Genomic DNA, 25097 nt, shown 5'->3' on the forward strand with positions numbered 1-25097 from the left:
TTAGAGTAGAAAATAACTATCATAACTCTCATCCTTTTTGCTAATATAGTTATTATCTGATGAATAAGAATGATAGATGTTTCTGAAATTTTGTATCTATCATACTTTCTTCATGAAATATGGGTATCTATCATACTTATTCTTTTAATTATAAGTGGTTTATAAAAATGAATGAGAGTATGATACTAGTTTTTTACTCATAGAGAAGATGTTTTTTTCTAATCTCTTTGTAATCCTGTAACTCCTTTTGCCAACTATTCCGGATAGCCTCTTCCGATTCTCCTTTGAGGATAGCCTTGCGTACGCTGTCAGTTCCCATCAGCAAATCAAACCATCGGGCACGGGAGAAGAAAGCTGCTTTTTCGCCGGATAAGCGATAAAAGTCCAAGAAGTAGCGGAGTGTAAATCCGTTCACATCGGTTACATTCCGGAGATCTTCCCCATAACAGGTGATACCTTTGTGCATCGGATTTTTGTCAAAACCGGGTAAGGAGTGGGGAGTAAAAGTGAAACTTCCGTATTTCTTATTAGGTGCGCCTAATACTTGGAAAGGGAAAGTTGTCCCCCGTCCCACGCTGACGCGAGTGGCTTCAAAAGGACAAAGTGAGGCATACAATCGGATAGACTGGTCGTTCGGGAGGTTGGGCGACGGTTTGATGGGAAGTGAATAAGGTGCTCCGTGTTTCCATCCGGTCATTGGAATTACCTTTAATGAACAAGGATTTTTCTTGTTGGCAATCCATCCTTCCCCGTTTATCATCTGTGCCAGTTCGCCGATGGTACATCCGTGGAGAACCGGAAGAGGTAACATACCGACAAAACTCCGGTAGGCAGGTTTGAGTATCGGACCATCCACATAATCGCACGGATTGGGGCGATCCAGTACAACCATTTCTTTCTTGTTCTCTGCGCAAGCTTCCATCACATAATACATCGTGCTTATATAGGTATAAAAGCGTGCCCCTACATCCTGAATGTCGAATACAATCACATCGACATCTTTTAGTTGGGTGGCAGACGGCTTTTTGTTGTCACCATAAAGCGATACGATAGGAATGCCGGTGCGGGAATCTTTTCCGTCTTTCACCGTTTCACCCGCATCTGCGTTACCACGGAAACCATGCTCGGGAGCAAATACTTTGACTACCCGGACCTCTCTCTTTAATAAGGTATCGAGAAGATGAACCTGCTTTCTTCCCACAACAGAAGTGTGATTGACCACCATTCCGATGCGTTTTCCTTTCAGCAACGGCAGATATTGATCCATCTGTTCTGCTCCCGTGACAATTTGACTGTTTACACGCATTGGCAACAACATAATGAACAAAAATATAAGAATGAAGGAAACTCTAGTTTGCATATCGGTAATTTTTTTGTAATATTGCACAAAAATATTAATTTCTCATCAAGAGAGCAAAAAATAAAGCACATGAATCCATACGAAATCATTGATAAGTATTATCCGGAGAATACCCAGCAGAGACAAATATTAGTAATACATAGTTTGGCCGTGTCCGGAAAAGCAATGAAAATGCTGGATGCTCATCCCGAATTGCGTTTAAACCGGAGCTTTGTGAAAGAAGCCGCTCTGTTGCATGATATTGGTATTTTTCAGACCGACGCTCCAACTATTCAGTGCTTTGGCACTCATCCTTATATCGCTCACGGATATTTGGGAGCCGAAATCTTGCGGGCGGAAGGTTTTCCCCAACACGCATTGGTGTGCGAACGCCATACGGGGGCAGGGCTTTCGTTGGAAGATATCATTGCCCAGCAACTTCCCGTTCCTCATCGCGAGATGCTGCCCATCACCCTGGAAGAACAATTGATTTGCTTTGCGGATAAATTCTTTTCTAAAACCCATCTGGATGAAGAGAAAACAGTGGAGAAAGCACGGCAAAGTATTGCAAAATATGGTGAAGAAGGTCTAAGCCGCTTTGATAGATGGTGTTCTCTCTTTTTATAGCACTAAAAAATAATTAAATAACGAAGATTCTAACTCATATTTGGTGAAGATTGTGTACTTTTGCCACTTCAAGCGTAAACTATTAGTTAATGGCGCCATTGAAAGCAAAAATACTTATATCATTCATACTGCTGATTGTCTTACTGATGCTTCCCGATGAGGCTACGTCTCAACGTCGAAGAAGAGGAATGATTGCCTCCAATACCGCGAAAACGGATTCCCTTCAGGGAAATGATTCGTTGAAAGCAGATACGGTAACGGTACGCATTGATTCTATCGCACCGGTAAAGAAGAAACAACCACTCGATGCACCGGTTGTTTATGAATCTAACGACTCCACTGTCTTTACTTTGGGAGGAGCCGCTACACTTTATGGTAGCGGAAAAGTGAATTATCAGAACATCGAACTGGCTGCGGAAGTTATTTCGATGAATCTGGATAGTAGTACTGTGCATGCTTATGGTATCAAGGATACTACCGGAGTGGAAAAAGGTAAACCGGTATTTAAAGAAGGTGATACCTCGTATGATACGGAAACAATCCGATACAACTTCAAAACCAAGAAAGCGGGAATTACTGATATCGTCACCCAGCAGGGAGAAGGATATGTGACCGGAAGCAAGGCGAAGAAAGGAGCCAATGATGAAATTTTCATGGAGCATGGGCGTTATACAACCTGCGATCATCACGATCATCCCCACTTCTATATGCAGCTGACGAGAGCTAAGGTGCGCCCTAAAAAGAATGTGGTGACAGGACCTGCCTATCTGGTTGTGGAAGATGTGCCTCTGCCGTTGGCTGTGCCGTTCTTCTTCTTCCCATTCTCCAGCAGTTACTCTTCCGGTTTCATTATGCCGACTTATATGGATGACTCCAGTCGTGGTTTCGGTTTGGCAGAAGGAGGATATTACTTTGCCATGAGTGATATCATGGACTTGAAAATAACGGGAGATATCTTCACGAAAGGTTCATGGAGATTGTCTGGATTGACAAACTATAATAAACGCTATAAATATTCCGGTACGCTGCAAGCGGACTATCAGGTCACCAAGACTGGAGATAAAGGGATGCCGGACTATACAGTTGCTAAGGACTTTAAGGTAGTATGGAACCATCGCCAGGATGCTAAAGCCAGTCCGAACAGCACATTCTCCGCTAGTGTAAACTTCTCAACCAGTAGTTACGAACGTTCCAATATCAACAACCTTTATAATTCGCAGTTGTTGACTCAAAACACCAAAACATCAAGTATCAGTTATTCTCGTAGTTTCCCTGATATTGGTCTGACCTTATCCGGAACCACCAATATCGCACAGACGATGCGTGACTCTTCTATTGCGGTCACTTTGCCTGACTTGAATATTACATTAAGCCGTCTGTTCCCCTTCAAACGTAAGAAGGCGGCGGGAGCTGAACGCTGGTACGAAAAGATTTCCATTAGCTATACGGGACGTTTGACAAACAGTATCCGTACAAAAGACGACCGTCTGTTTAAAGCCGGACTAAGCGAATGGGAAAATGCGATGAATCATAACATTCCTATCAGTGCTACTTTTACGTTATTCAAATATTTGCAGGTTTCTCCTTCGGTCAATTATACAGAGCGTTGGTATACTCGTAAGATCAATCAGCAATATAATGAGGTCGATCATAAGTTGGAGGCATTGCCGGGTGATACACTGAACGGTTTCTACCGGGTATCCAATTACTCGGCAAGTTTGAGCTTAAGTACGAAAGTATATGGTATGTACAAACCTCTTTTTGCTAAAAAGAAAGAGATACAGATTCGTCACGTAGTTACGCCTCAGGTAAGTCTTAGCGGTGCTCCGGGATTCAGCAAGTATTGGGAAGAATATACCGATTATAATGGCAATACGCAATATTATTCTCCTTTCACCGGTCAACCTTATGGCGTACCTTCGCGGGAAGGATCGGGAACAGTCAGTTTCTCTATTTCTAATAACTTAGAGATGAAGTATTATGATGCAAAGAAAGATACGCTTAAAAAGGTTAGTCTGATTGATGAATTGGGAGCAAGTATGTCTTATAATATGGCTGCCAAAGAGAGGCCTTGGAGTGATTTAAGCATGAACCTACGTCTGAAACTGACTAAGAATTATACATTCAACATGAACGCATCGTTCGCTACGTATGCTTATACGTTCGATAAAAGTGGTAATGTAGTAACCAGTAACCGTACAGAATGGTCGTATGGTCGTTTTGGACGTTTCCAGGGATATGGCTCTTCTTTCAACTATACCTTCAATAATGACACATGGAAGAAATGGTTCGGTCCGAAAGAAGAGGATGAAAAAGGGAAAGATAAGAATAAGTCGGAGGATAGCGATGATGAGGAATCCGATGGAACGGAAGGAGACGGTACTACGCCTAAGAAAGTAGAGAAAGCACAGGCTGACCCGGATGGTTATCAGGTATTTAAGATGCCTTGGTCATTGAGCCTTAGCTATTCGTTTAATATCCGTGAAGATAGAACGAAGCCTATCAACCGTTATTCCATGCGATATCCTTATACTTATACGCATAATATCAATGCAAACGGAAATATAAAGATTTCTAATAACTGGTCGCTCTCATTCAACTCGGGTTATGATTTTCAAGCAAAAGAGATTACCCAGACTTCTTGTACAATATCCCGTGACTTGCACTGTTTCAACTTGTCCGCCAGTCTTTCTCCTTTCGGACGTTGGAAGTATTACAATGTTACAATCCGTGCGAATGCAAGTATTCTGCAAGACTTGAAGTATGAGCAGAGAAGTCAGACGCAAAGTAACATTCAGTGGTATTAAAGGGGAAACGATAATGAATGTTTAGCGATAACGTAAAGAGTAAGCGATAGAGCATAAAATAAAAACAATGAGCGGTGAACAAGATATGCATTTATATTGCATTAGTTGTTCACCGCTCATTGTTTTTATTTCACTGTTATCTATCTACCATGCGATTTCTGTTTCTCCATGTGCTTTTAGATAATCGTTTGTACGGCTGAAATGTTTGTTTCCGAAGAAGCCGTTGTAAGCAGAAAGAGGAGAGGGATGGGCGGAAGTGAGTACCAAGTGTTTGTTGCGGTCGATAAACGCTCCTTTCTTTTGAGCGTATGATCCCCACAGGATAAATACCAGGTTTTCTTTTTCTTCTGCCAGGGCACGGATTGCAGCATCAGTAAATGTTTCCCAGCCACGGTTCTGGTGTGAACCAGCTTGGTGAGCACGTACGGTCAGCGTAGCGTTGAGCAACAATACTCCCTGTTCTGCCCAGCGAGTCAGATTTCCCGTAGCAGGGGCATCTGTGCCGATGTCGGCTTTGATTTCTTTGAATATATTCACTAATGAAGGGGGAAAAGGCACTCCGTCGTTTACAGAGAAACAGAGACCATGCGCTTGTCCCGGTCCATGGTAAGGATCTTGTCCTATAATTACAACTTTCACTTTGTCGAAAGGACAAAGGTTGAAAGCATTGAAGATCAGTTTTCCCGGAGGGAAGATCTGATACTGGCTATATTCGCTTTTGACGAAATCGGTCAGTGTGCGAAAGTAGTCTTTTTCGAATTCGGGTTCTAAATGTGCTTTCCAGCTTTCTTCAATTTGTACATTCATAGTTTGTTATATAAGGTGTATTTCAAGTTCTTCACATTCCTTGCGCATATCTTCGGGCCAGATGCTGGCTTGTATTTCTCCGATGTGAGCTTTGCGAAGGTAGAACATACACAAGCGGGATTGTCCGATACCTCCTCCGATAGACAGGGGAAGGGTGTCATTCATCAATCGCTTGTGGAAATAAAGTTCCAGTCTTTTTTCTTCTTTTTCTTCTTTTAACTGACGTTGCAAGGCTTCTTTGTCTACACGGATTCCCATCGATGATAATTCGATGGAGCGTTGCAGTACATTGTCCCACAATAGGAGGTCGCCGTTTAGTCCGGGCAGGTCGTTCAGTCCTTTGGTAGTGTAGTCGTCATAGTCCGGTGCACGTCCGTCGTGCTTCTTGCCATCACCAAGTTGACAGCCTATTCCTATGATAAACACAGCTCCATATTTCTGACAGATGGCATGTTCGCGACATTTAGGTTCCAGGTTCGGATAAAGCTGGCGCAATTCCTCTGAATGAATGAAATGTAGCTTTTGTGGCAGGCAAGGTTTGATTTGCGGATACATTTCATATACCATATATTCTGTACGGATCATAGCCGCATAAATACGGTTGACGATTTCCTTTAGGAAGTTCACAGTCCGGTCTTCATTGGTGATAACACGTTCCCAGTCCCACTGGTCTACGTAGAGAGAATGCAGATTGCCCAGTTCTTCGTCTGACCGAATAGCATTCATATCCGTATAAATACCATATCCCGGTTCGATGTGATAGTCAGCTAAGGTCAACCTTTTCCATTTAGCCAATGAATGAACCACTTCGGCTTGCGCATCGCCCAGATCTTTGATTGGGAAAGAAACAGGTCGTTCTATTCCATTCAAATCATCATTGATACCCATTCCTTTCAATACGAAAAGAGGGGCAGTCACACGTCTAAGGCGTAGTTCGGATGACAAGTTTAATTGGAAGAACTCTTTTATTTGCTTGATTCCCAGCTCGGTCTGTTTGAGGTCGAGTAGCGGCTTATAGTTCTTAGGTTTTATCAAGTAACTCATAGGTTTGTTAAATGTTAATTGTCGGCAAAGATAGGAATAAAATTGATATATGTAATGGATATTCTCTAAAAGATTGTCAATTTGATAAAGTAAATGCTCTAAAGCATTTCAAAATAACAGTCTTCTAATATAGGGAAGTACCTTAAGAACTATAAAAAAAGGAGAATCATTAGGAAGATGAGAAGATTTTTTATACTTTTGTCCTCGCATTTAGAAAGAATGGCCCCGTAGCTTAGTGAATAGAGCGTCAGATTCCGGTTCTGAAGGTCGTGCGTTTGAATCGCACCGGGGTCACAGAAAAATCCCTTGATAATCAGTTGATTATTGAGGGATTTCTGTTTTCTTATACCTTGGATAACTAAAACTAAATGCAGGATTTAGCCCTTGTAATTGATTTTTGTTGGTCTATTGTTGTTCCCAAGAAACCAATGTTATATGTTGACTATCAAAGTGAAATCTTTCTTTTATCTCGTAAGAGGTTCTATTATTAGTCTTTCTTTGTATAAGAATTACAAACTAATCGTCTATTTGGGTCATCTGGAAAATCCGGATTAGTTATTTGATTATAAAATTCCCAGTCTCTTTCAAGTCTTTGGGCTACATCTATGTTGGCTGTATAGCAGATGTATTTTTTATTTGCTACATCCAGAATGCCATAGGTAAGAATATCCTTTTCCTTTCCCTCCTTATTTATATATGTACTCTTGACCAATAATATCTTATATTTTCCGTCTTCCCGAGTACAGTATTCTTTATTGTTCTCAAGAGTATATGTGCCGGAGACATCTGTAAAATCATTGGAGGCCATTTTTACGATAATCTGTTTGGGCTCTCCTGTTTCCGGAGTGTCTGTCGAGTCATTGTTGCATGCGGATAGCAAGATGGCGGATAAGAATAATAGTTTAAGTAATTTCATCTTTATATTTTATTTGTTTTTGATCCTTTTTTTAGTCTAGTATATTATTTATAATGCGAATCAGCAGTTGATAAACATCAGCCTTTTCGCTTGTTAAAATGTTATTATTCAGTTAATTATCTCATAAATTAATTTTCTAATCTCCTTGAAAATCAGTATATTAGAAGAATAAAACCACTCATTGTTCTAATTATGATTCCCAAGGAGAAAGAATTAAAACTTATAAAAATATATATGTATATCTGCGATGTTTACGAGTCTTCACTCAAGTTCTACTGCCAGAGGTTCAGTAATAACAATCATCCAATCTTTACCGATCAGGAACTGCTTACTGTATATCTGTTCTGTGGAGCTTATCAACAATACTTTAAAATCAAAGACATACATACCTTTACCAAGGAATACCTGCTTTCATGGTTCCCTGACTTGCCTTCTTACCAAACATTCAATTATAGATTGAATTTGATGCCGGAAGCAATCAGCGAACTGGTCAGGCAGTTAATCCATTCATTCAAACCTCAAGATTGTGACAGTATGAAATCATTAGTTGACTCGATGCCTATCATTACTTGCGCAGGAAAGAACAAAGTAGGAAAGGTCGCCACTGAGATTACTTCCAAAGGATATTGTTCGACAAAGAACATGTATTATTTCGGAATAAAACTCCATGCAGTGGCTTTCCGTAGAAAAGGAACTATACCTTTTCCTGAAATGCTCATACTTTCCGCTGCTGATGAAAATGACTCCACTGTATTCAAAAGAGAATGTGTGGGAAATCTGAACAATAGAGAAATATATGCCGATAAAATATATTCGGATATACCATTCTATAAAGAGACGAAAGAATGCAAAAAACTCGAGCTATTTACTCCTGTAAAAGCTATCAAAGGAGAATCACCTGAAATAACAAAAAGGGAGAAAGCGGCAAGAGACTTGTTTTCAACGGCAGTCTCAAAAGTCAGACAACCCATTGAAGCATTATTCAACTGGTTGAATGAAAAAACAAATATTCAAAGAGCGATGAAGGTCAGATCTACATCTGGACTTCTGGTACATACGATGGGAAAAATTGCCATCGCATTAATTACTCTAATTTTTAACTAAGGAATCAAATACTGATTCGCATTTATAGTGCAAATGTACAGTTTTTGTGTGATATAAAAGCGGTAATGAGTAAAATAAATGTGTTTCATATTCTTGATATTTAGATTCATAATCCTTAGATAGTCAGTCATGTATTTTGCTTTGCATTTTCTCAAACCTAGTTAGTTATTATTGTATGTAGTTACATAATTTAGCCTAAATAGAATGAAAAAGTTGATTTAAATAAAAGGATTCTCGTGAGAAATGCTAACTTTGTAGATATGAAAAAGTAAGGAATGATATTCTGTAGTAGTATGTTCATAGCTTTCCAGATGTAGACATTTGACGATAAATTATATTAATCCCAATAAATATAAATAAGAATGGAAGAAGCTAGAAAAAAGAAATGGGCTAGTATTGCACTGGTTATCGGAGCTATTGGTTTTATCATTATTGTGATTTACTTTACAGTTATTTCAAGTCTCAACATGTAAAACAGATCATTATGGCATTGAAAAATTAAAGCTTGGACATTTCGTTTGAATCTGTCCAAGCTTGTTTTTTTATGATTCCGGATGATTGACCTGCCTTATGGTAACGCTTTCTCTTTAGCTTCTTGAAACCTGAAGTCCCTTATCAGAAAGAGTCATTTCTACAAAACGAGCATGGGAATTAGGGGCTTGTTCCGTTAGTATCCGTCGGATTTGTCCGGCTGCCTGCGGGTCTTTTGCTACCATATATAGATACCCCCCGCCACCTGCACCGGGGAGTTTGTATCCCAGGGTATAATCCTTAATTTTCTCAATAATGGCTGCTACTGCCGGTGGATTGGTTCCGCAATCTAATGCCTGATTCTGTATCCAGGTTTTGCCGACCAAACGACCGAAACTTTCGAAATTACTACGTAAAATAGCTTCACTCATATCCATTGCATGAGCTTTCATTTCGGCCAGCAAACTTAGATGTGGACCGGAATTGAGGAACATGGAACTGACAATCTCTGCCAAAATACTTTTAGCAGTACGAGTAATTCCCGTATAATATAACAGATGACAGTCGCGGTAATCAGGATGAACAAAGAGCTGATCGGGTAACCAGCGTACTAACGGATTCTGTTCGAAACCTGCTTCAGATTGAAGCAACTTAATACCGGAAAAGACACCGCCATATTGGTCTTGCCAACCTCCCCCTGTGGTCAGGAGCTGTTCTAATACTAATGTGTAACTGCATATATCATTTTTATCCCAAGCCAGTCCGCAGAAATCATTGATTGCTCCGAGCACGGTAGATGCCAGTATGGAACTGGTTCCCAAGCCAGAGCCTGCGGGAATAGCAGCCAGTAGAGTAATTTCGATTCCTGAACCGAAATCTTCCAGCTGTTTAGCTAAAGAAGGATAAGATTCCGTAGAGAATGCCGGTGCAAAGCCCGCCAATGTAAGGGCGGCTTTCGGGATAGAGAATGGAGAACCTACCTTTTTATAATCTTGCAGTTCCTCGTAATTCCTTATCACTTCCATTGCACCCATGTCGATAGAGCGAAGAGTGATGTGATATTCCTTGCAAGGTTTCACATATACTTGTAGCGGCGGTTGGCCGTTCAGCTCGATAGCAAGATTTACAACACTTCCTCCTGAATAAAGAGAGTAGGGAGGTGTGTCTGTCCATCCTCCGGCCACATCAATACGCACAGGACTGCGTCCCCATACGATTTGGTCGGAATAAACATTGAGTATGGGATGACTTTTACGTTCGCTCATTATCCCCAATAAACCGTCGCGAAGCAGTTGAAAAGCTGCCTGTTCCTCTTTGGCACAATCCTTGTTTTCACGTAGTTTCATGATACGTGCACGAAGCATCCGGTTGTGTATCCGTAACATGGGGGCGGCATCTTCTTTCAATACGTCAGGCATATCTAAATTGAAACGTACAAATTCATTTGCGGCATCCAGCAAATCAAGTTGATAGAACACACTCTTCTCATAATTGGCTGCCAGTCCTTTCCAGTTCTCCTTGCGGAAAGCATTGCGTTGTTCGTAAAGACGCTTGAGGTTGGCGCTTGCGGATATTTCGTCTGCAGAAACTTTCTCTGCTTTCAACCAAAGTTTTTTCCCTTCTTCCAGTCGTGGTTCCGAGGTCATCCAGCGTACTAATATGCCTAAATCTTCCACAGAAGCTACTTTAGGGAAGATGGATGCCGATTGTAAATCATCTGTACGCCCTTTTATATCCTCCCAGGTAATTCCTCTATCTTCCATCCAACGGGTAAAAGGAATATTAAGATAAGTAGTCGTTATTTTGTCCAACGCTCCTTTGAATACATCATCCAATCCATACGGACGCGCAACAAACTCATTCTCACCGATAGGAATAATGTCGATGCAAACCCCATCCGGCAAATTGATGCTCCACTGATTTTCAGGAACTCCTGTAATAATCTGGCGGGAACCTAATTTCCATTCCTTTCCCACATGGCTATTCTCAATCCATAAATTGGCGTTGTCGGCAGAAAGAGAAATTTGTGTGATGGAATTCTGTATAAAGATAGCCGGATTCGGCTTTACTTTCCGGTGCATGATTCTTCTTTGGTCCCGTACCTTATCCTGTATGGCTAAAGTAGAAGAAATCAGTTCGTGACTTGTGCCGTAATGATAGAATTCTCCACCCGGCAACGGCAATATAGCTACGGACAACTGATTGATTTCTTCATCTTCCGTTTTAGGATGCTCTCCCAAAGCCAAACCATAGTCCGAGTATAAGTCATAATAAGTAATATCCTTCGTACCTTCTTTCAACGACCGTTTCATCAATACTTCTATGGCGCGGTCACTCAAAATCCAGATACCGATATCCATCAGGAAAAGATGAGTTTTCGACAATCCTTCCAACTCTTCCAGAGAAGGTTTCTGCAACATGAAGTCGAGCACCTCCGGTTTTTTCCGGTCGGAAACAAACACGCCATGATGAGTTGCCAATGACGGATTCACCCACAGCCCGTAGCATACTACGTCTGCGTTCGGAATATCCTGAAGCGGTTTTTCCGAACGGATATATACATCTCCGCTAGCAATCAGCGTATTCAGACCGGCCGGAGCCTGATTCATAATCCTTTCATAGAGCGGGAGCTGCAATGATAACAGATTCTGTCCCAGCTTTTGTCCTCTTTCCCAACTGAAGATCGGGATAGGAGTTAATATTTTGCCGGAAGGGCCGTAGCTGGGTAGCCGACGGCTTTGTCCGCCTGCATGGAGCAATATTTTTTTTTCGTGTCCTATCCAGTTGCTGAAAGACTCTTGTGGAGCGAATGCCTGATGGCAAGCTTGCAATAACCATGTGGTTCCGCCGCCGGAGCCTAGTTTGCTCCCTATGGGGTCTGATGTACAAAACCAATCGGTATGGTTAACTTCTTCCAGTTCGTGGAAGCAATGGATCAAATTGGGTGGTAAAGATAATAACTTTTGCATAGTAGAATCTGCGTTGGCTTAGATAGAATCTAAGCGAATTAAACTCCCGTAAAAATACTATTTATATTCCTGCTTTTCAATATTTTTCTTCTGTTTTGAAGAATAAATTTTCTTTTCAGCTTTTAGATGTCATTTTCAGTCATCATGTCCCAGGTGTCATTAAGTGCCTGCATGGATGGAAATAATAAATCAGCCCCGGCATCCAGCAACACTTGCCCGTTCAAAGGACCCGTATTGACTGCTATGGTGAAAATACCCGCGTTGTGTCCGGCTTCCACTCCTAACGGAGCGTTTTCTACTACAACCGCTTCATCCGCTTTGATCCCTCCTTTTTTCAAAGCCATCAAATACGGCTCGGGATTGGGTTTGCCATATTTTACATCGAACGCTGTAACCATCAGTTCTTTGTGAAACATTCCCGGATAGTGGTGTTCCAGCCGTTCGAGCAGGGATAACTGACCGGAGCCGGTGACCACCATCGGAATCAGCCCGTCCTTCTTCACTTTTTGCAGTAACTCCCATGCACCGGGCATAGGCTTTGCTTCGGGATATGAATTGAACAAAACACTTTTCTCCTGATAGATACTTTCTATCTCCTCCTGTGTGGCTTCTCTACCCAATTCACGTTGAAAAACAATATTGATTGTAGAGGCTCCTGTCCGTCCTTCATGCATATATGCTTCTTCGCGACTAAGAGTGAGCCCATGAGATTTCATTACTTTATGCCAGGCTTCCGAATGATAAGGCATAGAGTCAAAGAGTACGCCGTCCATGTCAAACAGGACGGCTTTCAGTTTCTTTTTCATACTTTGTACGTTGCGGAATCTTTTTAAGATGATATTTTATTTTTTATGAGCATTTTCTTCAGATCAGACACGGGAATAACTACATCGTATTGTTTCCCGGAATCCTTGCCGATATATCTGTAGGTAATATTTTTATTGTTCTCCACGCAGGTTTTTATGAATATCTGGGTGGCAGGATCGGTCTGACTTGCTAGCGTTGACACAATACCCTCTTTCACTTCAGCTGCGTTTTCTTCAATCTGGCTGATAGGACACAACTCTTCGTCCACACTGCATATATAAACAACCGATTCACCTATGATTTCGATTTTTTCGACAACGACTTCTTCACTGGCCTGCATTGGAAATTGCAGATTCGCCATTTTCAGTTGCGCTTCAAGCTTTGTCTGTCCGCTTTGTGCCGGGTCGGCATTTGTATTGATAACCTCTTTCAATTCTTCGGCAGTAAGTTCGCAAACCGCTTGTTCGCCCGACTTATTCCCTACAAATATCATGTGTAATCCGGAATTACACTTAGCCATCAATTTCAGCATTTCCTTTACATCAGCAGCCGGATTCTGAAACATCATTTTGATAGATGATTTCATGCTTTCCGGATTATCTTTCAAAATCTTAATATTGGTAATTTCCTCGTTCATGTTGAGAGTGTACACTACGTTATCCCCGTCGTAGATGATACTGGTAATATTGCCGACTTCTCCCATGTCCAGCGGACACTGTTTGTTGGCTATCCCGATTACAGTTTTGAGTTTGGCTTCCTGACAACCGGTCATGACTATCATTAGCAATGATACGCTACATAGTAGCATGAGTCCACTGGACTTCTTTAATAAATTTCCTGCCATTCTATTTGTTTTTTAAGTTTGATTCGCTTCATCTACAACTGTATACGAGGCAAAGATAACGATAAAAAATGAGAGATAAGTTAGAAAGGGAAGATAGTTGCAAATGACGCTCCCAAGCGATTAACTACATAATTATTTGCTGTTTAGAAGAATATGTGTATTTTTGTAACGTTATAAACTCGACGATAGCATGAAAAAGAGAGTATTATTGTTGCTACCATTGTTTTTAGGCGCCTGCTCTGATAGTGGGGAAAGTCCTGTTATCAAGATAGAAAAGCTTTATGCGAAGATCGAATCGGACGGTGAAAATACCAGTTCCGATGAAAAAGACTATGCGAATCAGAGGGAGGAACTGCCCGCCTTGAAAGTGGGAGATGAAGTGAAAGCCTTTCTGCTTTTGGATGGAAATGGGGCAGAACTGAAAACCTTTAAACTTCAGAATGACGATGAAGTGGATACCAAACTCTTTTATGAGCAAACAGAAGTATCTACAGAGGGAAATCTGACAGATGTGGAAAAAGGACAGCTTCGTTTTAAGGATGGGGTGTCAAAAGCCAAAATTATGGTGATTGCGACCATTAAACAGGTAGATAAGAACGGTGATGTGAAATTAGAGTTCTATCTTTCTTCCAAAGCCGAATGTGAAGGAGCACAGGAAGAAATCGGTTTGAAGACGAAAGTGGAAGATGAGAAGTAGAAGTGGTGAGCAGTAAACGGTACAACGGGCAATAAGCGGTACAATCGGAAACTGCAATCAATTGAATATAATAATGAACGGTGAACAAATCCATGCATATAGCATAGTTGTTCACCGTTCATTGTTTATAGTTTACCGTTTATAAAACGTTCTTGATTTATAGTTTTGCACGGATTGCTTTGGATTCTTCTTCATAACCCGGTTTGTCCAGCAAGGCAAACATATTCTTTTTGTATGCTTCCACACCCGGTTGGTTGAATGGGTTCACGCCCAGCAAATAACCGCTGATACCACAAGCCTTTTCGAAGAAATAGAGCAGACCACCAATGTTGTATTCGCTCAATTCCGGAAGTACGATGCGCATATTAGGTACGCCACCGTCTACGTGAGCCAGCTGCGTTCCCAGTTCGGCCATCTTGTTCACTTCGTCCACACGCTTGCCGGCTAAGAAGTTCAAGCCGTCCAGATTTGCTTCGTCAGAAGGAACTTCCAGTTTGTGGTTAACTTTCTCTACTGAAATCACAGTTTCGAAGATAGAACGTTCGCCTTCCTGAATCCATTGACCCATAGAATGAAGGTCTGTAGAGAAATCTACCGATGCAGGGAAGATACCCTTATTGTCTTTTCCTTCCGATTCTCCGTAAAGCTGTTTCCACCATTCGCTTACATAGTGCAGTTTCGGGCAGAAGTTAACGAGGATTTCGATCTTCTTGCCATTCCTGTACAACTCATTGCGGGTAGCAGCATAAATAGCAGCCGGGTTTTCAGTAAATGCAACGTCCGATCCGCATACTTTTTCCATATCGGCAGCACCGGCAACCAGTTTGTCGATATCAAATCCGGCTACTGCGATAGGCAGCAAACCAACCGGAGTCAGTACAGAGAAACGTCCGCCTACGTTGTCAGGGATGATAAATGTTTTGTATCCTTCTTTGTCAGCTGTAACACGGGCAGCACCTTTTTTAGCGTCCGTCACAGCAACGATTACTTTCTTTGCAGTTTCTTTACCGCGCTGATCTTCACATTGCTTTTTCAGCAAACGGAAAGCAAGAGCAGTTTCGGTAGTAGTTCCTGATTTAGAAATATTGATGACACCGAATTTCTTATCTTTCAGATATTCAGTCAGTTCGTACAGATAATCTTCGCTGATATTGTGTCCTGCATAGATCATGACAGGAGCCGTTTTCTTTTCCTGCAGCCAAGTGAAGCTGTTAGACAAAGCTTCGATTACGGCACGGGCACCCAGATAGCTGCCACCGATACCGGCAACGATTACTACTTCACAGTTATCTCTTAATACTTTTGCTGTAGCGTTCAGGTCGGCTAAGTGTTCTTTAGTGATAGAAGAAGGCAAATGCAACCATCCTAAAAAGTCATTACCTTTGCCTGTACCTTTTTCAAGCATTTCCTGTGCGGCTTTTACTTCAGCTTCGTAAGCAAAAACCTTTTCTTTGGAGATAAATCCAAATGTCTTTTCAATGTTTAAACTAATCATATCGTTCTTGTTTAAAGATTATCTAAAAGAGTCAGTCAGCAATTTAATCTCGATCATTGGTGAGATACGTTCGTATAGGATGTTATACACAGCGTCCAGTATCGGCATATTGACATGATGATGCTTATTGATTTCTTTGATACATTTCGTACCATAGTAACCCTCTGCAATCATTTCCATTTCAATTTGCGCACTCTTCACGGAATACCCTTTACCTATCATCGTTCCGAAAGTACGGTTACGACTAAAGTTGGAGTAGCCGGTCACCAATAAATCCCCCAGATAAACAGATTCATCCACGTTTCTGTTCAACGGATGCACCGTGTTCAGGAAACGATTCATTTCCTGAATGGCGTTAGAAATCAATACAGCCTGGAAGTTGTCGCCATATTTCAGTCCGCTACAGATACCGGCAGCAATGGCATACACGTTTTTGAGCACCGAACTGTATTCGATACCCGCCACGTCATCACTGACAGATGTTTTGATAAAACTGCTTCCCAGACGGCGTGCGAAGATACGTGCCTTGTCTTTATCAGGGCAGGCGATAGTCAGGTAGGAGAGTCGCTCCAAAGCTACTTCTTCTGCGTGGCAGGGACCTGCAAGGACTGCTATGTTTTCTGGTGGCACACCATATTCTTTTGTGAAGTATTCCGATACAATAACGTTGTCATCGGGTACGATTCCTTTGATAGCGGTGATGATAAACTTATCTTTTATCTTGGTTTTCAACTTTTTCAGATGCGCCTTCAGATAAGGAGAGGGAGTGACGAAGATCAGTGTATCCGATTCTTTCACAACATCGTTGATGTTGGAACTGAAAGTGATGCGTCTCGTATCAAATTTCACTCCTGTCAGATAAGCCGGATTGTGCCCTAATCGTTTAAAATCGGCAATGCGGTCGTCTCGCCGCATGTACCAATTGATAGAGTCCTCTTGGGCCAGACACATCTTTGCGATGGCTGTAGCCCAACTTCCTCCGCCCATTATCGCTATCTTGCCGGGTAATTTCATTTGTATGGATTTGGATGAAGAATTTATTAAATTTTCTGTATCCACTCAGTTACGTCGTTTACCGACGGATTGGTCAGTTCTAATTTATATTTCTTGTTAATGCCGCAGATGTCTTGGTGCAGCTTCTGCGGATTGACATCTTTCATGTCGGCAACTGTGTTGTAACCGGCTTTTTGAATCACCGGAACCCAGTCTTCTGCAATTCCCAATTCCATGTATTTGGCAGCAGCGTCTTTTTTCACTACTTTTTCCGGGCGCATTTGCGGGAAGAACAATACTTCCTGAATGGTAGTCTGTCCGGTCATTAACATCACCAGACGGTCGATACCGATACCGATACCCGATGTAGGAGGCATACCATATTGTAAAGCGCGCAGGAAGTCCTGATCGATAATCATCGCTTCGTCGTCTCCCTTGTCGGCCAAACGCATTTGTTCTTTGAAACGTTCTTCCTGATCCAGCGGATCGTTCAATTCCGAGTAGGCATTAGCCAGCTCTTTACCGTTCACCATCAGTTCAAAACGTTCGGTCAGTCCCGGTTTAGAGCGGTGCATCTTGGTCAGCGGAGACATTTCAACCGGATAATCGGTGATGAAAGTCGGCTGGATATATGTGCCTTCGCAGAATTCTCCGAAGATTTCATCAATCAGCTTGCCTTTACCCATCGTCTCGTCGATTTCTTCCATTTTCAGTTCCTTGCAGACTTGGCGGATTTCCTCTTCGCTCTTGCCGTTCAGGTCATATCCTGTCTTCTCTTTGATAGCGTCCAGAATAGGCAGACGGCGGTAAGGAGCTTTGAAGTTGATGGTTTTTCCGTCAACCACTGTTTCTGTGCTACCGTTCACTGCGATACAAATACGTTCCAACAACTTTTCGGTGAAATTCATCATCCAGTTGTAATCCTTATATTGTACGTAGAGTTCCATACAAGTGAACTCCGGGTTATGGGTTTTGTCCATACCCTCGTTACGGAAGTTTTTACCTATTTCATATACACCTTCAAAACCACCAACGATCAGTCTCTTCAGATAAAGTTCTGTTGCGATACGCAGGTAAAGATCCATATCCAGTGAGTTATGGTGAGTGATGAACGGGCGTGCGCTTGCTCCACCGGCAATAGATTGCAGGATGGGAGTTTCCACTTCCGTGTAACCGGCTTCGTCCAAAGCATTGCGCAATGTTTTCACCACAGTGGCACGTTTCAGGAATGTTTCTTTGATACCGTCGTTCACTACCAGGTCCACATAGCGTTGGCGATAACGGAGTTCGGGATCTTCAAAAGAGTCATAAGCTACCCCGTCTTTGTACTTAACGATAGGCAACGGTTTGATAGACTTTGCAAGTACAGTCAGTTTCTTAGCATGGATACTGATTTCACCCATCTGTGTGCGGAACACGAAACCTTCGATACCGATAAAGTCACCTAAGTCGAGCAGGCGTTTGAATACAGCGTTGTACAGTTCCTTGTCTTCTCCCGGGCAGATATCATCACGGGTGATGTACACCTGAATGCGACCTTTAGAGTCTTGCAATTCAACGAAAGATGCTTTACCCATCACGCGGCGGCTCATGATACGACCGGCTACGGAAACTTGGCGTGGCTCCTCATCGTCTTTAAATTCAGCTTTAATATCTGTAGAGAAAGCATTGGTTACATACTCTGCTGCTGGGTACGGATCAATACCCATCGCACGAAGCTCATTCAGGCTGTTGCGTCGAATGATTTCCTGTTCACTTAGTTCTAATATATTCATTTCGTTACGTATTAACTCAATTTTGGAGGCAAAAATACGAAACTTTTCTCATATATCCTGTAATCCATCTCTTTTTTGTATCTTTGCCGCCTCAAACTAATAGGTATGACAGGACAAAAGACACCCACTGCGTTGGGTACGGAAAAGATTGGGAAGCTTTTAATGCAGTATGCCATTCCGGCAATTATCGCCATGACGGCGTCTTCTCTTTACAATATGGTAGATAGTATTTTCATCGGTCACGGGGTGGGTGCGATGGCTATTTCCGGATTGGCGTTAACTTTCCCGCTAATGAATCTTGCCGCGGCTTTCGGCTCACTGGTCGGTGTCGGTGCGGCTACATTGATTTCGGTGAAGCTGGGACAGAAAGATTATGATACCGCACAGCGGGTTTTGGGAAATGTGTTTGTATTAAACCTTATTATAGGTATTTCTTTTACGGTAATTGTTCTTCCTTTCCTCGATCCGATACTTTACTTTTTCGGGGGAAGCGATGAAACGGTGAAATATGCCCGTGAATTTATGCAGGTTATCTTGCTCGGAAATGTGGTTACCCATTTATATCTGGGACTGAATGCAGTGCTCCGTGCTTCGGGCCATCCGCAGAAAGCGATGATGGCAACAATAACGACAGTGATAATCAATATATTGCTTGCGCCATTGTTTATTTTTGTATTTGACTGGGGAATCCGTGGGGCGGCTACGGCTACGGTTTGTGCACAGTTGATCGCATTGGTCTGGCAGCTTCATTTGTTCTGCCGTAAAGACGAGCTGATACGGTTGAAAAAAGGTATTTTCCGTTTGAAACGGAAAATCGTGCTGGATTCATTGGCTATCGGTATGTCTCCCTTCCTGATGAATATGGCTTCTTGTTTTATTGTGATTCTGATTAATCAGGGATTGAAAGAATATGGAGGTGATTTGGCAATCGGAGCATTCGGTATTGTCAATCGCATCGTCTTTGTCTTTATTATGATTGTGTTGGGATTGAATCAGGGGATGCAGCCTATTGCGGGATATAATTTTGGTGCGAAGCTCTATCCCCGTGTGACGAAAGTGCTGAAAGCAACCATTTGCTGTGCGACTGTAGTGACGACGATTGGTTTCCTGATAGGTATGTTCATTCCGGAAATCGTATCTTCCATCTTTACTTCGGACGAAGAATTAATCAATATTGCTTCTAAAGGTTTTCGTATTGTGGTATTTTTCTACCCGATTGTTGGTTTTCAGATGGTAGCTTCCAACTTCTTCCAGAGTATCGGAATGGCAAGTAAAGCCATTTTCTTGTCGCTGACGCGGCAGATGTTATTTCTGGTTCCCTGTTTGTTGATTTTGCCTCATTATTATGGACAAATAGGCGTTTGGGCCAGTATGCCTGTGGCAGATTTGGCGGCTAGTCTTATATCCGGAGGTATGTTGTGGTGGCAGTTCCGGCAGTTTTCATTATCAAGTAATTTGAAACATTAAAAAAAGGAAATATGATAACTTCACAAATGTCTTACGAGGAATTGGCGAATGAAGTAGCAAAGGACTATATGGACGTGAGCATGATAATGCGAAAAAAAATGCCGGATGCTCTAAAGTATTTCCGCAGGCAAAGCAGATTTCCGATGTTTCTTTTCTCTACAGTCACTTCACCCAGGAAGAACAAATGGATTTTGATATTTTTCGCCAAGAGTAAGCGACGTTTGAAGCAATATGTTGATAGCTTTCTTGTTTGTGTCAGAGAAACAGATCACGGCAAGTATGTTTATCGATACGATTTACCGACTAAAGAAGGTTCTGTCCCCGGTGTGACTTTTTATCCTCCTCATTTTTTCAGCAGATATGCCCTGCGGATGGGGTTGGAACTCACCGGAGAGGATCTGATAAAAAGGTATTTTAAAACGAACACCGCCATGCGCTATAATACCGACCATTTATTCTTGAGTGAAGAAGAAATGAAAGAGTTGCTGAATCCTGTGTGGTATACCAGTCCGGATGGCATCTCGCTCGGGTCGGTTATGATGGTGTCCGGCATGGAGCTTTTTATCTGCAAGACTTTCGTTCCTTGGAATATGTGTAAAAAGGATCAACTGATAACATGTGGAAAAGAGGAAATGTTCCGATTGCAAGAGGATCTTGAACTGGATACACATGAGGAGGACGTTGTGAGTCGGTCAGAAAATAATAAGATTGTTCAAGAGTTTGCACGGATGATATTGGAGCTTATAGATAAGGCTGGTTAAATTCTCAACGATACTCACCCCTATGAGAAAAAATACTCATACCTATGAGAATATATTCCCATTAGTATGAGTATTTTTTCTCATAGGGGTGAGTATTATCCCTTGTCAGAATATTCGGAAACGCCACTTTATAGCCTTTCTGATAAAGGTTTTACCAATCGAATAAATCGATATATTGGTCGAATTCTGGTTTATTTTCGATACCATGTTTTAGAAAGACAGCGACAATCTGCTTTTGTTCGTCAGGATGTAGCATTCGTTCTTTGTTGCGGATGCGGTAAAACATACTGCGCCCCATCAAAGAATATAATTCTTTGCGGATGGTGACAGCCGTAGAATAGGGGAGGTTGTCCAATATGTGGTCTATTCCGCATGCAAAGCGTGAAGTGCAGTATGGTTTGAAAAAGTTGCAGTTGTCTTCGTTTCCTATTATATGGTTGGGATTGACTGTCCGGAAATCAGGAACGTTTTGCGGTATACAGAGCGTAGCTTGATAGCGTAGGCATTTATTACGGCGCGGACATTTGCTGTGGGTGCAGTATAAATAATTCTTTGGGACGTCGTTAAAGTCAATTTTTGGGTTCATGATTTTTATATCTTATCAATGATACAAATATAGGTGTTTTTTATCCTGTAGACAAGATAAAAATGCTATTGTTTTATCTTGTGAATGGGATGAGGCGATAAATAGTCAATTCTATTTGTTTCAAAAGTAGCCTATTTTTACAGGAGAATCAATAGAGAAAGTAGCTGGTCGGCATCGAATTACCTATGGAAAGACATTGCAAATTTATAACTCTATACTTAAAGGGGTGAAGCTGAAGAAAGATATATTGGCTACTTATCGAAAGCGTGCTATCAATGCTCATTTATTATCCAAACTTCGGATGATAGGTGTTGTGATGAAAGTCTGGACCGGATTCTTGCCGGACACTCTATTGATAAGTCTAATAATAAATGATAGATGAAATAATAGAGAGAATCCAGTAATATTTAATATGGAATAATCCAATCTTTTTCTTATCAACCAATCATATAATAAATAATAAATCTTATCTTTGTATATTATATGATAGATTACGATTATGACAAAGAGTACGATGGGAACTAAACTTCCCCGCAAGTTGATTTCGAAAATGCAGATTGTAGGCGAACAAATAAAATTGGCTCGTTTGAGACGGAATTTGAGTATTGCGCAGGTAGCAGAACGCGCTACTTGTTCGGAACTTACGGTCTCACGGGTGGAAAAGGGATTGCCTACTGTTTCTATTGGTATTTATTTGAGAGTACTCTATGCTTTGCAGCTGGATGGTGATATTCTTTTATTGGCAAAAGAGGATAAAATGGGCAAAGCATTGCAGGACTTGAGCTTGAAGCAACGGGAGAGAGCGTCTAAAAAGAAAACTAGTCAATGAAAAAGATAGAAGTATATGCCGATTTTGATTGGCTGAAAGATATAGAATTGATTGGTGAATTGAGCTATGAAGTGCTTCGTGGTTCAGAAACGTATGGATTTCAGTTTAGTAATGATTGGCTGAAAAAATATGGGGACTTGTTTTTAAGTGAAGATTTGAATAACTATCCTGGAATACAATATACCCAACAAGGCAAAGGTATCTTTGGATGTTTTTCTGATGCTTTACCCGATCGCTGGGGACGAGCTTTACTGAACAGACGTGAGCAGTTGTTGGCAGCAGAAGAAAAACGTGCTGTACGTCGACTGACTTCATTTGATTATCTAGTGGGCATTGATGACTTTTCTCGGATGGGTGGTTTTCGTTTTAAAGAGAATCCTAACGGTGATTTTATCAATACCAGTAATAAATTGCGAATACCTCCACTTACGGCTGTCCGGGAACTGATGTATGCCAGTCAGGAGATTGAGAAAAGTGAAGAACAGAATCTTTTGCCAGATAAAAAATGGCTGATTCAGCTAATTCAACCCGGTACCTCTCTTGGAGGTGCACGGCCAAAAGCGAGTGTGACTGATGAACAGGAAATATTGTATATCGCTAAATTTCCATCCCGGAAAGATGATTATGATGTCGGTCTATGGGAACATTTTTGTCATCTTCTGGCAGCGAAAGCTGGAATCAGGGTAGCTTCAACCGGAGTACTTGCTACAGAAAGTAAATATCATACCTTTTTATCCAAGCGGTTTGATCGGAGAGATGATGGAAAGCGCATTCATTTTGCTTCCGCTATGACTCTGCTTGGATTGATGGATGGAGCTAATGCTGGTACAGGGAATGGTTATCTGGATATTGTTGACTTTATGATACAGGGTTGTACGAATGTAGAAGTTAATCTTCAAGAGCTTTATCGTAGAGTAGCATTCAATATCTGTGTGGGTAATACGGATGATCATTTTCGTAATCATGGCTTTCTATTAACTCCCAAAGGGTGGACTCTTTCTCCGGCGTATGATATGAACCCGACTTTGAATGAACAGCAAAGTTTGCTAATCTCCAGTTCTTCTTGTGAGTCGGATTTGACGATTTTGTTGGATGCTTGTGAGGATTATATGCTTAGCAAAGACATGGCTGTAAAAATAATTTCCGAAGTAGTTGACACTATGAAAGGTTGGCGTCAATTGGCTATGAGGCTCCAAATTTCGAAGCGTGAGATAGATTTATTTGCCCACCGTTTTGATAGATACAGTTCCTTTGTTTTCTCTGCTGTTTGAATGGGCTGTAGTGTTATCAGGACAATAAAATTCAACCTCCTTTTCCCTGATGGTAAATTCTACTCTCGCTCCATTAATGAGCGGCAGGTTATGAGTCACGTGTCCTACCGGAAAATTGAAATAGACCGGATGATCTCTTCTGCGATAATACACGAAAAAAAATGATGCCGGATATGTTTCCTCATTAAAACAGGATTGTGTAAACTTTAAAACGATTCGAATAACCGGCTTTTTTTAATACAATATTCTGTCTTTGATTTTCACTAAACATTTATACCTCTCTCTTGTTATTTTCCGAAAAGTATTTGTACCTTTGTCATTGGAACGTAGTATGCCTTTGTGGTATGCGATTGTGCGTTTCCTCGGTGAACAGGAAATCGTAGCGGATTTTTTTTTCAGACACCGGGAGACGCCTGTACTTCTATGACTTCTCATAGGGTACGGGCTGTCTGCCCGTGTCTGAAAGGTAGCCGCTACTACCTCCTGTTTGCGGGATTGTGGCAGCTCCGTACTCTTTTATAATAAAAGGTACGGAACTAGTTGATATTATTAATCTAGTTCCGTTTTTTTATGTCAAATTGGCTCACAACAAAACAGATGTCTGAAAGACGCGACATTCAAGAAGCTATTCTAAAGAATTGGGCAAATCTTGGATACATTACGAGTTCCCGAATCGACGATCAGTTGTTTTTGGATGATGAGAGTTTGGATGCTTATCTGGAAGCTCACAAAAGACTTGGTTTAGAAGCAGGTTACCTTTCTAAAATCGTAGAAGAAAAGAAACTGGAACGGGACTTTATCATTTCCAAATACGATGATCTACTATATGTATTGAGAACACAGACGACTTGTAAACCGCTATATGAAATAATCATTCGTGAACTGTCAGCATTGATTCTTCACCCTGTTACCCGCGATATCTTCTATTCAATTTCTACAGGAGAATCAGTAGCGAAAGTGGCTGATCGGCATCGAATTACCTATGGGAAGACATTGCAAATGTATAACTCTATACTTAAAGGGTTGAAACTGAAAAAAGATATATTGGCTACTTATCGAAAGCGTGCTATCGATGCTCGTTTTTTATCTTTGGCAGACAATAATAAGAATATAAATGTTGGGCAGGAGGAGTGGATACTTCAATTGCCTGTTTGTAAAGTAGCTGATACTCGGTTGGCTAATGTCTTGTATAATCAAGATGTTCGAACAGTAAAAGATTTATTGGAAATCGTATCGGGAAGAGGGTGGAAAAGTCTGTTGAGAATAGAAGGAGTAGGAAAAACTTCTTACTATCATTTATTATCCAAACTTCAGATGATAGGTGTTGTGGATGAAAGTCTGGATCGGATTCTTGCCGGATGCTCTAATGGTAGTTCGATAATAAATGACGGGTAGGACATGATTATGGAAAGAGAGATGATATAAAGAGGTTATTTTAAAGGAAAGATAGAGATTTCAACTTCTAAAATAGCCTCCTTATATTATATA

The 25097-nt window shown here is 41.4% G+C and carries 20 protein-coding genes, 1 tRNA gene and 2 pseudogenes; 11 read left to right on the forward strand and 12 right to left on the reverse strand.

Translation table 11 applies throughout. The features are described 5' to 3' along the window. Positions 1–193: 193 nt before the first annotated feature. Positions 194–1360, reverse strand: coding sequence for an exo-beta-N-acetylmuramidase NamZ domain-containing protein (locus CJF29_RS04460; protein WP_099147549.1), 1167 nt, complete (start codon positions 1358–1360; stop codon positions 194–196). A gap of 69 nt (positions 1361–1429) precedes the next feature. On the opposite strand from CJF29_RS04460, the gene CJF29_RS04465 reads away from it, so the two are divergent. Both CJF29_RS04465 and CJF29_RS04470 read left to right on the forward strand, forming a co-directional pair. Continuing rightward, positions 1430–1966, forward strand: coding sequence for an HDIG domain-containing metalloprotein (locus CJF29_RS04465; protein WP_004312347.1), 537 nt, complete (start codon positions 1430–1432; stop codon positions 1964–1966). Between the two features lie 89 nt (positions 1967–2055). Next, positions 2056–4773: a putative LPS assembly protein LptD gene (locus tag CJF29_RS04470; RefSeq protein WP_099147550.1), complete on the forward strand. Its 2718-nt coding sequence runs from the start codon at positions 2056–2058 to the stop codon at positions 4771–4773. Between the two features lie 144 nt (positions 4774–4917). Here CJF29_RS04470 and CJF29_RS04475 read toward each other — a convergent pair whose 3' ends face one another. After that, the gene (locus CJF29_RS04475; protein WP_004306646.1) at positions 4918–5580 is read right to left on the reverse strand and encodes a uracil-DNA glycosylase; all 663 of its coding nucleotides are present in this window, start codon (positions 5578–5580) and stop codon (positions 4918–4920) included. Positions 5581–5586: 6 nt separating this feature from the next. Continuing rightward, on the reverse strand, positions 5587–6624 hold the full coding sequence (gene asnA, locus CJF29_RS04480) for an aspartate--ammonia ligase (protein WP_004306648.1): 1038 nt from the start codon (positions 6622–6624) through the stop codon (positions 5587–5589). A 221-nt stretch (positions 6625–6845) separates the two neighbouring features. Between asnA and CJF29_RS04485 the strand changes: the two genes are divergently transcribed. Continuing rightward, a tRNA-Arg gene (locus CJF29_RS04485) sits at positions 6846–6918 on the forward strand. 193 nt (positions 6919–7111) lie between these two features. Here CJF29_RS04485 and CJF29_RS04490 read toward each other — a convergent pair. Further along, a complete protein-coding gene (locus tag CJF29_RS04490; RefSeq protein WP_099147551.1) occupies positions 7112–7540 on the reverse strand; it encodes a hypothetical protein in 429 nt (142 codons plus the stop codon). Between the two features lie 234 nt (positions 7541–7774). On the opposite strand from CJF29_RS04490, the gene CJF29_RS04495 reads away from it, so the two are divergent. Next, positions 7775–8644, forward strand: coding sequence for a transposase (locus CJF29_RS04495; RefSeq protein ID WP_154289602.1), 870 nt, complete (start codon positions 7775–7777; stop codon positions 8642–8644). A 587-nt stretch (positions 8645–9231) separates the two neighbouring features. Here CJF29_RS04495 and CJF29_RS04500 read toward each other — a convergent pair. From CJF29_RS04500 to CJF29_RS04510, 3 genes are all read right to left on the reverse strand, one after another. Next, a complete protein-coding gene (locus CJF29_RS04500; protein WP_099146186.1) occupies positions 9232–12084 on the reverse strand; it encodes a bifunctional fucokinase/fucose-1-phosphate guanylyltransferase in 2853 nt (950 codons plus the stop codon). 122 nt (positions 12085–12206) lie between these two features. After that, complete coding sequence (locus CJF29_RS04505) at positions 12207–12890, reverse strand: HAD family hydrolase (RefSeq protein WP_004312359.1); 684 nt, start codon at positions 12888–12890, stop codon at positions 12207–12209. Between the two features lie 23 nt (positions 12891–12913). Continuing rightward, the gene (locus CJF29_RS04510; protein ID WP_004306654.1) at positions 12914–13735 is read right to left on the reverse strand and encodes a hypothetical protein; all 822 of its coding nucleotides are present in this window, start codon (positions 13733–13735) and stop codon (positions 12914–12916) included. Between the two features lie 190 nt (positions 13736–13925). Here CJF29_RS04510 and CJF29_RS04515 point away from each other — a divergent pair, with 190 nt between their 5' ends. Beyond that, on the forward strand, positions 13926–14432 hold the full coding sequence (locus CJF29_RS04515; RefSeq protein WP_008650173.1) for a DUF5035 domain-containing protein: 507 nt from the start codon (positions 13926–13928) through the stop codon (positions 14430–14432). Positions 14433–14589: 157 nt separating this feature from the next. Here CJF29_RS04515 and CJF29_RS04520 read toward each other — a convergent pair whose 3' ends face one another. Genes CJF29_RS04520 through lysS form a run of 3 tightly spaced genes read right to left on the reverse strand, consistent with a single transcriptional unit; the run spans position 14590 to position 18695 of the window. Beyond that, positions 14590–15927, reverse strand: coding sequence for a glucose-6-phosphate isomerase (locus CJF29_RS04520; protein WP_008650174.1), 1338 nt, complete (start codon positions 15925–15927; stop codon positions 14590–14592). Between the two features lie 18 nt (positions 15928–15945). After that, positions 15946–16941, reverse strand: coding sequence for an NAD(P)H-dependent glycerol-3-phosphate dehydrogenase (locus tag CJF29_RS04525; protein ID WP_004299378.1), 996 nt, complete (start codon positions 16939–16941; stop codon positions 15946–15948). A 26-nt stretch (positions 16942–16967) separates the two neighbouring features. Continuing rightward, positions 16968–18695: a lysine--tRNA ligase gene (gene lysS / locus CJF29_RS04530; RefSeq protein WP_074559468.1), complete on the reverse strand. Its 1728-nt coding sequence runs from the start codon at positions 18693–18695 to the stop codon at positions 16968–16970. Positions 18696–18800: 105 nt separating this feature from the next. Here lysS and CJF29_RS04535 point away from each other — a divergent pair, with 105 nt between their 5' ends. Both CJF29_RS04535 and CJF29_RS04540 read left to right on the forward strand, forming a co-directional pair. Continuing rightward, positions 18801–20162, forward strand: a complete 1362-nt coding sequence (locus tag CJF29_RS04535) for an MATE family efflux transporter (protein WP_074559467.1) — start codon at positions 18801–18803, stop codon at positions 20160–20162. Positions 20163–20173: 11 nt separating this feature from the next. Next, positions 20174–20923, forward strand: a complete 750-nt coding sequence (locus CJF29_RS04540) for a hypothetical protein (protein WP_074559466.1) — start codon at positions 20174–20176, stop codon at positions 20921–20923. A gap of 151 nt (positions 20924–21074) precedes the next feature. Here CJF29_RS04540 and CJF29_RS04545 read toward each other — a convergent pair whose 3' ends face one another. Further along, on the reverse strand, positions 21075–21509 hold the full coding sequence (locus tag CJF29_RS04545) for a DUF6078 family protein (protein ID WP_074559465.1): 435 nt from the start codon (positions 21507–21509) through the stop codon (positions 21075–21077). Positions 21510–21642: 133 nt separating this feature from the next. Here CJF29_RS04545 and CJF29_RS04550 point away from each other — a divergent pair. From CJF29_RS04550 to CJF29_RS04560, 3 genes and pseudogenes are all read left to right on the forward strand, one after another. After that, a pseudogene (locus CJF29_RS04550) lies at positions 21643–21882 on the forward strand (hypothetical protein); the annotation flags it as partial. Between the two features lie 126 nt (positions 21883–22008). Next, the gene (locus tag CJF29_RS04555; protein WP_074559463.1) at positions 22009–22338 is read left to right on the forward strand and encodes a helix-turn-helix domain-containing protein; all 330 of its coding nucleotides are present in this window, start codon (positions 22009–22011) and stop codon (positions 22336–22338) included. After that, entirely contained in the window at positions 22335–23609 is a 1275-nt protein-coding gene (locus CJF29_RS04560) for a type II toxin-antitoxin system HipA family toxin (protein WP_099146187.1), read from the forward strand. The genes CJF29_RS04555 and CJF29_RS04560 overlap by 4 nt, the downstream gene beginning before the upstream one ends. Before the next feature lie 30 nt (positions 23610–23639). Here CJF29_RS04560 and CJF29_RS04565 read toward each other — a convergent pair. Next, a pseudogene (locus CJF29_RS04565) lies at positions 23640–23744 on the reverse strand (LD-carboxypeptidase); the annotation flags it as partial. 462 nt (positions 23745–24206) lie between these two features. Here CJF29_RS04565 and CJF29_RS04570 point away from each other — a divergent pair. After that, positions 24207–25004 carry a hypothetical protein gene (locus CJF29_RS04570; protein ID WP_055235731.1) on the forward strand — a complete coding sequence of 266 codons (798 nt, stop codon included), beginning with the start codon at positions 24207–24209 and terminating at the stop codon, positions 25002–25004. Positions 25005–25097: the final 93 nt, after the last annotated feature.

The sequence above is a fragment of the Bacteroides celer genome (genome assembly GCF_002632415.2).
In the GTDB taxonomy this organism is placed as follows: Bacteria; Bacteroidota; Bacteroidia; order Bacteroidales; family Bacteroidaceae; genus Bacteroides.